We start from the raw sequence: 12,979 nt of genomic DNA on the forward strand, positions 1-12,979 counted from the left end.
CAGGAGGTGCAGGCGTCGGGATTGATGTAGCGGGGCTTCGAGTTGATGAAGGCCTTGAAATTGCCCGCGGAACCCTCGATTTTTTCTATTTCGGAGTTGGTGATCAGGTTGATGTTCAGATGCCGGCCGACCTCGACCAGTTTCGGTGAAATAATTCACATCGCGCAGTCGTTGGTTGGAAAGGTCTTGTCCAGTTCACTCATCACGCCGCCGATGGCGGGCGACTTTTCCACCAGGTGGACAAGATAGCCGGAATCGGCCAGGTCAAGCGACGCCTGCATTCCGGCAATGCCGCCGCCCACAACAAGAACAGACCCGTTTTTCTTACCTTTTTCTGCACCCATGTTCACTCCTTGCTATGAATTTGCAATTGGAAAAAAAGATAGCGATATAACGGCTGAATCGCTATCATTTTTAGCATAAACCAACCCGTCCCGTCGCTGTCACAATAGCCGCTAATAACCGATTCGGCGGGTACCGGAATGGCCCAACGTGTTTTTCAGATTCAATTGTAAACGTCTTGCACCAAGAGCAATGAGTGTGCCTATGACACAATTCCAAGAGGGAAGTCAAGGAAAATGCGGCAGGAAATGGGGTGCCGGGGCTGCAATGCCGACGCCGGGTATATGTGGGGTGGCGGGCTGATTGGGTTACTTGAGTTAGCGTGTTTATTGAGTTACCGGGTTATTTGGGCTAGCGATCGTAACTCGACAAACGCAACAAACAAAGCCCTATCGGGGTATTTACCCCAACGATGAGGTTTATCCGGCCATATGTGGGATATAGACCTGGAAAAAACTCCCCTTTCCCGGCGTGCTTTTCACCTGAATGGAGCCCTGGTGGGCCTGGACGATTTTTTTGACGATGGGAAGGCCTAAGCCGGTGCCGGTAATGTAACGCGTGCGTTCGTTTTTCACCCGGTAAAAGCGGTCGAAGATGTGCTCCAGGTCTTCGGGGGCAATGCCCGGTCCGGTGTCTTTGACGCCGATGCACAGGAAATCGTTCGCCAGCGCGACGGATAGGTCGATGACGGCCTCTTCCCGGGAATATTTGATGGCGTTGGTGATCAGGTTGGCGACGACCTCCTCCATGTTGCGCCGGTTGGCATTGACAGGCGGCAGGCCGGGTACCGGCGTGAAACGGATCGATATGTTTTTAGCGGCGGCGCTTTCCTGGTGGAAGTGCCGCTGCTCTTCCAGAAGGTCGTTGAACTGGACGGCTTCCTTTTCGAGCGTGATCAGGCCCGATTCGATTTTGGCCAGGTCGAGCAGCTCCGAGGACATCTCCACCAGGCTGTTGATCTTTTTGGAGGCCCTTCCGAGGATTTCCATCTGCTTCGCGGAAACGTCCCCCGCTAGTCCGTCCATGATCACCTTGAGCTGCATGAGAACCGAGTTCATGGGGCTTCTGATCTCGTGCGAGACCATGGAAACGAAGTCCGATTTGGTGCGGTCCAGCTTTTTCAGCGTGCTGATGTCGTTCAGCACGGTGATGGTTCCCAGGTTCATGCCGGTGCGATCCCGGAAGGGTGCGCAGTGGGCGTTCAGGAATATCTCATCGGTTTCGCCGGCAGCTTCCGTGCGGATTTCGCGCACGATTTCCGTGTCGGTGTCCGTGGGCATGGCGATGGCCTGGTCGATGATCTCCAGAAGTTCTTCAGACACGATGAATTCCTGAACCGGGCGCCCGGCGACTTTTTCCCCGGACCGGCCGATCATTTTCAAAAAGGCCGGGTTGGCCAGCACCACCTGCAGCTGGGCGTCGGTGGCCATAACCCCGTCCGACAGCCGGTTGATCAGCCCCCGCATGCGCGATTTTTCCTTGGCAATATCCTGGAGCGCCCGGGTGTACTCGATGGCCTTTGCTACCACCACCTTGAGCTGCTCCGGGGAAAACGGTTTGGGGATGAAATCGAAAGCACCGGATTTCATGGCTTCGATGGAGTGTTCGATGGTGGCGTATCCGGTGATGACGATGACGACAGTGTCCGGGTGGGAGACCTTCACTTTGGGGAGCACGTCCAGGCCGGAAATTTCGGGCATCATGAGATCCAGGAGGATGATATCGAAGTGTTCCCGGGCGATCATATCGAGGCCCTTCCGTCCGCTTTCGGCGGAGGCTACATGAAAGCCTTCCTGGGACAACACGTCACGGCAGCCTTCCCGGATGCGTTTTTCATCGTCGACCACGAGTATTTTGGGGGTGTATCGCTGCTGTGCTTCGGTTGCTTGGGGCATGGCTCAAAACCTTTTTTAACTATTTGATATTTATTGCTATGCTTAATATATTCGGTCAGGGATTCAGCCCTGCGATTTTAGATTCGCAATGACCTTATCGGCGTTATCGGGCATGCCGGCAAGGCCCTGTGCTGCCGACCGCCGCTACCCGATCAGCGCCTCCTCCAAACCGGTGAGGTGCTCCGGAAATCGGAGTAAAAAGGTGGTGCCGTCCGCACCGGTCTTTTTGATCGTTATTTCGCCCTGATTTTCCTTGATGATGCCGTACACGGTGCTCAGACCAAGGCCTGTTCCCAGGCCGGGCTCCTTGGTGGTGAAAAAGGGGTCGAAGATCTTGGACAGGTGGCCCTTCGGTATGCCGCAACCCGTATCGGCAACTTCCAGGCAAACGGCCTTCTTTTGTTCGTCCCGGTAGGTCCGCAGGGTGAGGACGCCCTGTTTGTCCATGGCATCCACGGCATTGATGACCAGGTTGATGATCACCTGGGCCATCTGGTTCTCGTCCACCTTGATGAAAAGGTCCTCCCGTGTGTAGTCCTTCAGCAGGCTGACGTTTATAAAGAGTTTCTGGTCACGAATCAGGGCGAGGCCTTCGTCGACCAGATCGTTGATTCTGAGGGGCTTTCGCAGGGCATTGGTCTGCCGGCTGTAGGCCAGAAGATTCCTGACGATTCCACTGCAGCGATTGGCGTCCTCGACCACATTCTTCAGCTTTTTACGGTAGGGGTCGCCGGCGTCCATGCCGTCCAGCACCATGTTGGCATACAGGAGGATGCCGGTCAGCGGGTTGTTAATTTCATGGGCCACGCCGGCGGCCAGTTTACCCAGAGAAGCCATCTTTTCCGACTGAACGATCTGCGAGTTGGCCTCGCGGAGCTTCTCCTCCATGGCGATAATGGGGCGCAGGTCCTTGTAAATGCCCACCGTGGCGACCTCGGAGTCGCCCTCATAAATAATGGAAGCATTGAGTTCGACCGGAATTTCCGTGCCTTCCGCATTCAGTATGCTCGTGTTGGTGCTAAGCAGCTTGCCTTTGCCGCCCTGCCTTCCGCTGCGCAGCTGCCTCATGATTACCTTGGCCGTTCCGACAGGGTACAGCTTTTCAACGGGAATGGACATGATCGCCTCCCGCTGGGTGTAGCCGAACAGTTCCTCGGCTGCAGGGTTCATGAGCAGAATGTTGGCGTAGCTGTCCGCCGCCACGATGGCGACCGGTGAACCGTGGATGATTTTTTCCAGAAAGGCCTCGGCTTCCTTGAGGGTGACTTCCAGGTTCTTCAGTCGGGTGACGTCGCGGAGGCTTTCCATGATGTAGTCCACGTTGCCATTTTCGTCCAGGATGGGCGAGAAAACCCGGTCTTCCCAGAATTGCTTGCCGGTCAGGGAGTAGCTCCGGCGCAGGATGGACTGCCCCTTTTTTTCGCTGACGACTTTGTTGAGAGGGCACACCTCGTTGGGGCAGACCTTTCCGCCGTAGAAGATTTCGTGACATTTTTTGCCCACCAGCTGTTCCTTGGTGAGATTGCGTGTTTCCAGGAAAATCTGGTTGGCCGTCAGGATGGACTTGTCCGGTTTGATGATCAGCGTGGGGAAGGAAAGGGAGTCGAACACCCTGACCCGCCAGTCCATCTCTTTGATCAGTTTATCATTCATATTCAAGGCGTTTTGAAGACGGTCCCCAGGGCGTCAGCCGCCCTGTCCGCCCTGTTTTCCGGGAAAACGAAATGCACCGAAGCGGCCGAGCATCCCGTTGCGATATAGCGGATATCTTCCTTTTCCAGGGCGTCGCAGGCCTTATGGGCGATGCCGTAGCGGTCCCCAAAATGGGGCCCGTAAAAAGTAAGCATTTCAACGGGATAATCAACCCGGTAGTGTCGGGCGTCATCCGTGAACACCGGCGACGGCGATGTCGTCAGGCGGTCCTTCCACTCGCCGCTGCAAACAAGGTGCAGCCGCAACGCACCCGCTTCGGGCTGGTGGACCAGTACCAATCGGAAACGCAGCGCCGCCTTTCCCAGTTCGCCAAGCCACCGGCCCAGGTCCGGGAGTTGTGTGGGGTCAACATCGGCCCGCACGAGGCACAGGCCTTTTTCCACCTGAAAGCCGTAGGTTCTTATGGTTTCTTCCCAGTAAACGGCAATGGTTTCCATTACATCGATTTCACACGGATGTCCGGGCGGAAAGGCGAATGGTTTCCAGGCAGGGTTACATGCCCGGCAATACAGTCGGCTGTTTTTTCCAGCAGGGAAAAATCCGTTACCAGACACAGGGCCGATATCGAGGTGGCCAGGGCATGCAGCGGAGCACCGGCCTCACCCACGAGCCGAAGCATCAGGCCAAGGAATTCGAGGTTGAAATTGTGGGGGAAAACCGAGATACTGCCAACAGATGGTAGGAATTGAATGTGTGTCGTCAGGGTGTTGTCACCGGAGACGACATTTTTTGCTCTTGGTATATCTTCGGTCAATATGCAGTAGGAGCCCGCGGTTTCACCACCCCGGGCCGTTGCGCAAAGGAGTGGCAGGTTTACCCGGTTCTCTCCCATCAATTTCAGAAAATGTGCGTTCGGATCCCTTTCCCCCGAAACGGCCCTGATCGTGATCAGGGTCATTTCAAGGCTCAATTTGATGCCGTTTACCCGCAGTTTTTCGCTCATCCGATTTGCAACCGTGCGTTACGCCGGCACCGGCCGGTTAGAGGTTGTCCTTGACCATCTCCATGAGCTTGTCCAGCTCGATGGGTTTGGGGATGAAGTCGTCCGCCAGGGTGGTTTTGCCGTCCATGTGGGTGTAACTCGTAGAGGTCACGGCATCGGCCACGGCCGTCAGCAACACGATCACGATATCCTTGTACGTATCGGATTTTTTCAGCTCGTCGCACAACTCGTAGCCGTTCTTGCGGGGCATCATGACATCCAGGATGATCAGGGCCGGCCGCTCTTCCTTGATGCGGTCCATGGCCTCAACGCCGTCGTAGGCCTTGGCCACCCGAAAATTTTCGCTCTCGAGCTTCATGGATACGGACTCCACCAGATCCGGGTCGTCGTCCACCACCAGTATCAGTTGCTTGTCAGTCATTTTTTATTCCTCCTTGATAACGTATTGAATCTATTTTTCGGGCACATATAGAACGTCAATCACATTGTGAACCGTGATTACACGATTTCGGGCCGCGGGTAGAGGCCGGCCTTTTCGACGATTTCAGGCACCTTCTGCTCCCATTCGATCGCCATGATGTGGAATCCGGCGACGCCTTCGACCTGCTTGAGGCGCTCGATGGCTTCCACGCATATCTTGATGCCTTCCTCGGCCTGCTTGTCTTTGGGCACGCCGGCCATGCGATCCACGACTTCATCGGGGACATCCATCCCCGGCACCTTGTTTTTCATGTAGCGGGCCATGCCGGCCGTTTTCATGGGGGTGATACCGGCCAGGACGGCCACCCTTTCGTGCAGGCCGCGGTCGACGACGCCTTTCATCCATTTTTCGAACTTGTCCAAATTGTATATGCACTGGGTCTGGACGAAGTCCACGCCGGCCTTGGCTTTTTTGGCCAGGCGGGCCACGCGCAGTTCGAAGGGGTCGGCAAAGGGGTTGGCGGCGGCGCCGATGAACATCTTGGGCGGGTTGAGAATGTCGTCGCCGCCCTGAAATTTTCCCTCTTCACGCATCCTGTGCACCATCTGCACGAACTGGATGGAGTCGATGTCGTGGACGTTGATGGCCTCGGGGTGGTCGCCGAAGTGCGGGTGATCACCGGACAGGCACAGCATGGTGTCGATGCCGTGGGAGTAGGCGCCCAGGATGTCGGCCTGCATGGCCAGACGGTTGCGGTCGCGGGTGACCATCTGCAGGATCGGGTCCATACCCATCTGTTTGATGAAAACACAGGCGGCAAAGCTGGACATGCGCACCATGGCCGTCTGGTTGTCGGTCACGTTGACGGCATCCACGTAGCCTCTCAGCATTTCGGCTTTTTCTTTGATTTTTTCCGGAACGGCGCCCCGGGGGGGGCCGCACTCGGAGGTCACTGCCAAATTTCCTGATGCCAATACTTTTTCAAGTTTGCTTTCGGTTTTCATTCTGCCAAATCCTCTCTTATGATCTTGCGGGGTCCGCCGCCCCGGCCAGTTTGCCAGTTTTTCGCCGGCATGATGTCTTCATACCGATCTTCCATGCCGAGGGCCTTCAGCCGATCCCAGATCAGCTGCCAGACGCAGTCCACTTCCGGGCTGATTTCACACTTCCCGCCGGTGGATCCGCCACAGGGACCGTTGAGCAGCCTTTTGGAGCAGCGCGCAATCGGGCATATGCCGCCGGTGATTCCCAGGAGGCAGTCGCCGCATCCCTGGCACCGTTCGGCCCACACCCCCTGTCTCTCGGAGGCGCCCATGAATTTGGTGTTGACCGCCGGGAAGACGGGCTTTTCCTTGTAACGCCGGGCAATCTCCTGGACCCCGCAGCCGCAGGCCATGGAAAGCACGGCGTCCGCCTGATCGACATGGGTGCTCAATTCCTCGACATACTCCGGATCGCACTGTCTTTCGAGGGTCAATTCCTTGATGTCAATGGTCTGGCCCGATTTCATGAAATTCATCTGCAGGGCGGATGCCAGGAGACCAACCTCCTTACGGCCGCCTGCCGCACACACCGTGACGCATTCGTTGCAGCCCACGAGCAGAATGCGATGGAAGGGCTTTATGCTTTCGACAATTTCTTCCAGAGGTTTTCTTTCAGCTGTTATCATGGTGCTTCACTCTCCTTTGGTGTTGAGGTCCCCCACTGATCAGGATGCCGGTGCTTCAGGCGCCGGTATGCAGGGCAACCCCCGTTTTTCGCGGAGTCGCTGCCGTGGCCTGTGCTGATGGGCCGCGGCGGGCCGTCAGGCCACCGCTTCCCCGTTATCTTGTGTTAACGGGGCTTTGGTCGGGTTGGGCCCCAATTCACGTATTTTTTCCGTCATCTCCCTGGCCACCTGGGCAAAACGTTCCCCCATGCCGGCGGACATGTAGTACATTTCCAGCCGTTCCCCGCCGATACCGATTTCATCCAGCAGCTTTTTGACGTAGGCGACGCGCCGGGCAACCTTGGTGTTGCCGTTTTTGAAGTGGCAGTCGCCTTCCAGGCAGCCGGCGACATAGACGCCGTCGGCACCTTTTTCAAAGGCTTTCATCAAATGAATGGCGTCGACTTTTCCCGAGCAGGGCACGCGGACGATGTTGACATTGGCGGGATAGGGCAGGCGCTTGCTGCCGGCCATATCCGCGGCCGTATAGGCACAGTAGTGGCAGCAAAAGGCCACGATAACCGGTTCAAATTGTTCCATTATGCAACCATCCTTTCCAGGAGCCCGTCCAGTTTAGCCAGGATCTGGTCGTCTTCGAACTGCATCAGTTGAATGGCCTTGGCCGGGCATTCGGCAGCACAGACGCCGCAGCCATGGCATTTGGCCGGGTCGATTTCTGAATATCCGTCGGCGTTGATGAACGGTACGTCGAAAGGACAGGCCCGCACGCACACCAGGCAGGCGGCACATTTGGTCCCATCCACGCGGGCGACGGCGGCCCCCAGTTCGATGGTGTTTTTGGCCAAGAGGGCCTGGGCCCGCCCGGCCGCGGCCTGGGCGTCGGCAATGCTTTCCTTGATATTTTTCGGCGCGTGGGCCGTTCCGGCGACGAAGAAGCCCGGTATGGAAAGATCCAGCGGCCGCAGCTTGACGTGGTCTTCCAGGAAGAACCCCTGCTGGGTTCTCTGCAGCCTGAAAATCATGGCCAGGTCTTCGGTGGCTTCGTCATCGGCTATGAGGCCGGTGCTCAGGCAGAGACAGTCTGCCGCAAGCGATATCTCGCGTCCCAGGATCGGATCGACGAAGGCCAGCGTGACGCCTTTTTCGGCCGCTTCCACCACGGGGGGGGCATCCTTTTCGTAGCGCACGAAGATGACTCCCCGCTTGCGGGCTTCCAGATAGTAATCTTCCAGGAAGCCGTAGGTGCGCATATCCCTGTAAAGGACGAAAATGCGCATATCCGGATTGAGGTCGAGCATGGCCAGGGCGTTCTTGACGGCTGCCTGGCAGCAGATGCGCGAGCAGTCGGGGTTGTCGGGACAGCGCGAACCCACGCACTGAATCATGGCCACCGTGTCCATGGCTTTTACACGGTCAGGATCTTTTTCCAGCATACCGTCCATGTCCAGCTGTGTCATCACGTCGGGATGCTGCCCCAGCAAATATTCGTCGGGCCGGTTCTGCTTGGCACCGGTGGCCAGAATCGTGACACCGTGTTCGATCTGCCGGTAGTACATCTGCGGGGCGATCTGCAGGCCGGTTTTGAACATGCCCGGCATGCCGGTGTGGTCGACGATGATGGCATTGAACACCACCTCGATGGAAGGGTGGGCCTTGACCTTGTCGGCCAGGGCCTGTATGAAGGGCGCCACCCGCTCGCCGTCGATGGTTTTCTGGATGTTGATGGCGATGCCGCCGAGCTGGGCGCTTTTCTCCACCAGGAACACCTTAAAGCCCTGATCGGCCAGCGTCAGGGCCGAGTTCATGCCGGTGACACCGCCGCCGACCACCAGGATGTCCTTGTTCATGGGCAGGGAGTGCTCCATCAAGGGGTGGGCCTTCACAACGCTGGTAACGGCCATGCGGATGAGATGCTGGGCCTTTTTGAACGCCCCTTGTGGGTCGTTGGCGTGGACCCAGGTGTTTTGGTCCCTGATGTTGGCGATTTCGACCAGGTATTTGTTGATGCCGGCGCGCTGCAAGAGGTCCTGAAACTTGGTCTCATGGGTCCGGGGCGAACAACCGCCGATGACCACACGGTTGAGCTTTTCTTCGACGATGGTTTTCTGAATCTTGTCCATGGCGGCTTTGCTGCACCCGTGGCCGGCTACCACCGACACGGCAACCTGAGGCAGGCTGAGTCCGAAATCCGCCAGGGCCTGGGTGTCCACGACGCTGCCGATGTTCAGGCCGCAGTCGCAGATGAAGATGCCGACCTTAGGATCCTCGTCGCTGACGTCCCGTTCGCGGACGGGTTCGTCGCCGTCTTCCTCGCCGTATTCGTCGCCGTCTTTCACGGCGGCTTCGACGGGACTGCTTTCCTCGGCGGCCAGGCAGGCAGCGGCACTGGCCTGGATCATGGTTTCAGGGATGTCCTTGGGGCTTTCGAAAAGACCGCAGGCGTAGATGCCGGGTACGGAGGTGGACACCGGGCTGAAAGCGCCGGTTTTGGCAAAATTGTGCTCGTTCAACTCGATGCCCAGGGCCAGAGCCATTTCTCTAACATCGTCCGCAACGCGGAAGCCGGTCGATAGAACGGCCATGTCGAACGTTTCCGTTTTGGACGGCGTGCCGTCTTCCACCAGGTAGGTAATGTCCAGCCCGCCCTCGGCGTTGCGTAAGATGCTGTGGGGGCGGCTGCGAACCAGGTTGACATGGAATTCATCTTCAGCCCGGTTGCGGTACTGTTCGTATTCCTTGCCGAAGGTCCGTATGTCCATGTAAAAGATGGTGGTTTCGATGGTATCCTGGAAGCGTTCTTTGGTAACGATGGCTTCCTTCAGGGCAAACATACAGCAGGCGCTGGAGCAGTAGGAAGCCGCACCCTTCTGAATGCCGCGTGAACCAACGCACTGGATCCAGGCGATCTTCTCGGGCTTTTTGCCGTCCGACGGCCTCACCAGCTCCCCCTGGGTCGGGCCGGAGGCGGAAAGGATGCGTTCGTATTCCAGGCTGGTGACCACGTCCGGGTTTTTGCTGTATCCAAAATTGTCCAGGCCCGAGGGATCGAACACCGCGGCCCCGGGGCAGAGAATGACGGCCCCCACGTTGAGCTCCAGCTCTTTTTGCGAATCGTCCGGCACAATGGCGCCGGCTTTGCACACATTTTCCAGGGCCTTGACATCCTGGCACTTTTCCATATCGATGGCATAGGCCTGCGGGGTGGCCTGTGGATACCGCATGCAGGTTGGTGCCCGGTGATCCAGTCCTGGATGGAACTTCACACATTCCGGAAAAGCGGTGTGGCAGTCGCCGCAGGCCGTGCATTTATCAAGGTCTATGTAGCGGGGGGACTGGTTCAGATGGACGGTGAAATCACCCTTCTCGCCGCTGATGCCTTTGACTTCCGTCATGGTCATCAGTTCGATGCGATCCTGGCGGCCGCCCTCGGAGAGGCGCGGAGATATGGTGCACAGGTCGCAGTTGTTGGTGGGAAAGGTGCGGTCCAGCTGGGTCATCAGACCACCGATGGATACGGCCTTGTCGACCAGAACGACATTCCGGTCGGATTCTGCCAGGTCCATGGCGGCGCGGATGCCGCCGATACCCCCGCCAACCACGAGTATTTTCTTATGGGATGGCATTGGTTCTTTATTGTTCAGCATACCTGTTTATTCCTGTTCATGGTTTGTTGTTTGTGGTTGTACCGCCCCGAAGAGGCGGCAGGTTTTTTTACAGCCCGGCCACATCCAGGATCGAAGCGAGGCGATGTTCCCACCCCAGGGTCTGGATTCTGACCCCCTGGGCCACGCCGCGCAGGGCGGCGACGGTTTCACCGGCGATTTTAATACCTTCCATTTCCCGATCAGGGGCTTTACGAATACGCTTGATCAGATCTTCCGACAGGTTGGCGTCCGGTTCGCTGGTGGCGATGTAGCGTGCGATGGCCACGGATTTGATCAGAAACACCGTCGGGATGACGGGGACGCCCAGATTTTTAGCCTTTTCCATGAAGGTCCTGAAAAGATCCAGGTCGAAAACCGGCGGTGTGACGATAAACTGGGCCCCGGCGGCAATTTTTTTCCCGGCCAGTGCCAGTTCGTCATCCGTGAAGGAGGCGATGGTGCACCCGGTGGTGAAGTCGGGCCTCCCATCCAGTTCGAAGCCTGCCAGATCTTTGCCTTCCTGCAGGGTACGGATCGCCTTGAGCAATCCTTCTTCATCCAATTCGTCGACCGGCTGGGCGTCGCGGTGGTCGCCCACCGCCATCTCTTCGCCCTGTACGACGATCAGGTTCTGGATACCCATTACGTGGGCGGCCAGAAGGTCGCCCTGCAGGGCCAGCATGTTGCGGTCCCTGCCGTAGACGTGAATGAGGGATTCGATGCCCTGCTGGTGCATCAGAACGCCTCCGGCCAGGGCGCTCATCTTCATCACCCCGTTGTCCATATCGGGGATGATGACGGCATCCACACGACCCTTGATGCGGCGGGAATCCATTACCATTTTGGATATATTGACCCCCTTGGGGGTGTGCATCTCGGCCAGAACAACAAATTCACCTGCCGACAAACGTTTGCGAAGACTCATAATTCATCTCATCCTTATATATAGGGTTGATAGGTTGATCTTTGGTTAAAGGCATGGGCGGACGGCGGGGCCATCCGTCCGTGCCCGGTCCTTGAAAGCTCGTTTACATGGCCGTTTCCGGATGAAAGACGTTTACCTCTTTCAGATCGTCCCCCAGATACTCACGCTCGTTGGGTCCGAGGATGCCGAGGGAGAGACAGATCAGGGTCCAGAGGTGAACCACCGGGTAATTCCCGCCGTAGTGTTCGCTCAGTTCGTGGATCTGGGCATGGCAGTTGTGACAGCCGGCGATGCAGTAGTCGGCGCCGGTGGCCTTGATCTGTTCGTCTTTCAATTTGCCGTAGGCAAGGCGCTCTTCCTTGAATCCGGACTGGAGAAAGCCGCCGCCGCCGCCGCAGCAGTAGTTGTTGGACCGGTTGGGGGTCATGTCGACGAAATTCTCTTCGCCGACCACCGATTTGACCACGAACCTGAGGTCCTCGGCGATGGGGTCGCCGTAGGATTTGCGCACGATCTGACAAGGATCCTGCACGGTGAACTTGATCTTTAAGTCCTTGTTCCAGTCGGAGTTGACCTTGAGTTTTCCCTCGCGGATCCACTTGGCGTAGTATTCATAGATGTTTTTGACGACGAAGTTGTGCTCGATGTTGAATTTTTTCAGTCCTGCCAGGACTGAGAAGGTTACGTGCCCTCACTCCGTGTTGAGAAAGACCTTGCACCCCAGGTCGTCGGCCTTCTTGGCGCTGGTGCGCGTAATGTGCTCCCAGCTGTCGTTGTCGGCCAGGAACATGCAGTAGTTTTCCCCGGCCCACCCCTTGCTGCCGTAGGTCCAGTCCGCACCGACCAGGTGCAGGATTTTCCAGAGGGGCAGCAGCTCGTCGGGCTCGGTCACCGGCTCCCTCGAGTTCTGGTTGAGGAAAAATTCGGCACCCTCCTTGTCGATGGGCGCCTGCATCTCGGCGAATTCCGGCTGGGCTTCCTGGTACTCTTCCAGCACGTCTTCCACCACGAACTGAAAATCCTCGGGCGTGGCGCCCATGGCGCTGGTGCTGTCGTTGCGCAGGGCCATGTCGCAGGATCCCAGGATACCCTTGGGACGTTCCTCCCTGGGCCAGGCGGCGCGGGCGTTGTACACCAGCTGGGGGATGTCGATTTTCATGGGGCAGACATAGATGCACCGCTGGCACATGCTGCACATCCACACCCAGTTGGTGCTCAGGATTTCCTCGTCCATGCCGAGGGCGGCCATGCGTAGAAACTTGCGGGGGTCCATACCTTCCAACCCGGTGGCCGGACAGCCCGATGAGCAGGCGCCGCAGGTCAGGCACAGGTTAAGGTTGCCGCCTTCCGGCAGGAGCTCTTTGACCTTGTCCATGAAAATGCTCTTTTGCTTGCCTTCCAGTCTGATTGGTTTCTCTTCCATTGCT

General features: G+C 57.5%; 12 protein-coding genes. All 12 read right to left on the reverse strand.

Translation table 11 applies throughout. The features are described 5' to 3' along the window. The coding region (locus tag LJE94_16950) for an FAD-dependent oxidoreductase (protein MCG6911791.1) at positions 1-344 on the reverse strand (344 nt) is incomplete at its 3' end. A gap of 417 nt (positions 345-761) precedes the next feature. After that, the gene (locus LJE94_16955; protein MCG6911792.1) at positions 762-2,237 is read right to left on the reverse strand and encodes a response regulator; all 1,476 of its coding nucleotides are present in this window, start codon (positions 2,235-2,237) and stop codon (positions 762-764) included. Between the two features lie 144 nt (positions 2,238-2,381). Then, positions 2,382-3,890 (reverse strand): PAS domain S-box protein, encoded by a 1,509-nt coding sequence (locus LJE94_16960; GenBank protein ID MCG6911793.1) that lies wholly within the window; start codon positions 3,888-3,890, stop codon positions 2,382-2,384. Between the two features lie 2 nt (positions 3,891-3,892). Further along, entirely contained in the window at positions 3,893-4,387 is a 495-nt protein-coding gene (locus LJE94_16965; GenBank protein MCG6911794.1) for a hypothetical protein, read from the reverse strand. Further along, positions 4,387-4,893: a hypothetical protein gene (locus LJE94_16970; GenBank protein ID MCG6911795.1), complete on the reverse strand. Its 507-nt coding sequence runs from the start codon at positions 4,891-4,893 to the stop codon at positions 4,387-4,389. The genes LJE94_16965 and LJE94_16970 overlap by 1 nt, the downstream gene beginning before the upstream one ends. Positions 4,894-4,930: 37 nt before the next feature. Next, complete coding sequence (locus tag LJE94_16975; protein MCG6911796.1) at positions 4,931-5,314, reverse strand: response regulator; 384 nt, start codon at positions 5,312-5,314, stop codon at positions 4,931-4,933. Positions 5,315-5,391: 77 nt separating this feature from the next. After that, the gene (locus LJE94_16980) at positions 5,392-6,318 is read right to left on the reverse strand and encodes a methylenetetrahydrofolate reductase (GenBank protein MCG6911797.1); all 927 of its coding nucleotides are present in this window, start codon (positions 6,316-6,318) and stop codon (positions 5,392-5,394) included. Beyond that, positions 6,315-6,983 carry a methylenetetrahydrofolate reductase C-terminal domain-containing protein gene (locus LJE94_16985; GenBank protein ID MCG6911798.1) on the reverse strand — a complete coding sequence of 223 codons (669 nt, stop codon included), beginning with the start codon at positions 6,981-6,983 and terminating at the stop codon, positions 6,315-6,317. Before LJE94_16985 ends, LJE94_16980 begins: the two co-directional genes overlap by 4 nt. Before the next feature lie 135 nt (positions 6,984-7,118). Continuing rightward, the gene (locus LJE94_16990; GenBank protein ID MCG6911799.1) at positions 7,119-7,562 is read right to left on the reverse strand and encodes a hydrogenase iron-sulfur subunit; all 444 of its coding nucleotides are present in this window, start codon (positions 7,560-7,562) and stop codon (positions 7,119-7,121) included. After that, positions 7,562-10,627 carry an FAD-dependent oxidoreductase gene (locus LJE94_16995; protein MCG6911800.1) on the reverse strand — a complete coding sequence of 1,022 codons (3,066 nt, stop codon included), beginning with the start codon at positions 10,625-10,627 and terminating at the stop codon, positions 7,562-7,564. The genes LJE94_16990 and LJE94_16995 overlap by 1 nt, the downstream gene beginning before the upstream one ends. Before the next feature lie 67 nt (positions 10,628-10,694). After that, positions 10,695-11,552, reverse strand: a complete 858-nt coding sequence (locus tag LJE94_17000) for a methylenetetrahydrofolate reductase (GenBank protein MCG6911801.1) — start codon at positions 11,550-11,552, stop codon at positions 10,695-10,697. A 103-nt stretch (positions 11,553-11,655) separates the two neighbouring features. Further along, on the reverse strand, positions 11,656-12,975 hold the full coding sequence (locus LJE94_17005) for a (Fe-S)-binding protein (GenBank protein ID MCG6911802.1): 1,320 nt from the start codon (positions 12,973-12,975) through the stop codon (positions 11,656-11,658). Positions 12,976-12,979 lie beyond the last annotated feature (4 nt).

Source organism: Deltaproteobacteria bacterium (assembly GCA_022340465.1).
Classification (GTDB): domain Bacteria; phylum Desulfobacterota; class Desulfobacteria; order Desulfobacterales; family B30-G6; genus JAJDNW01.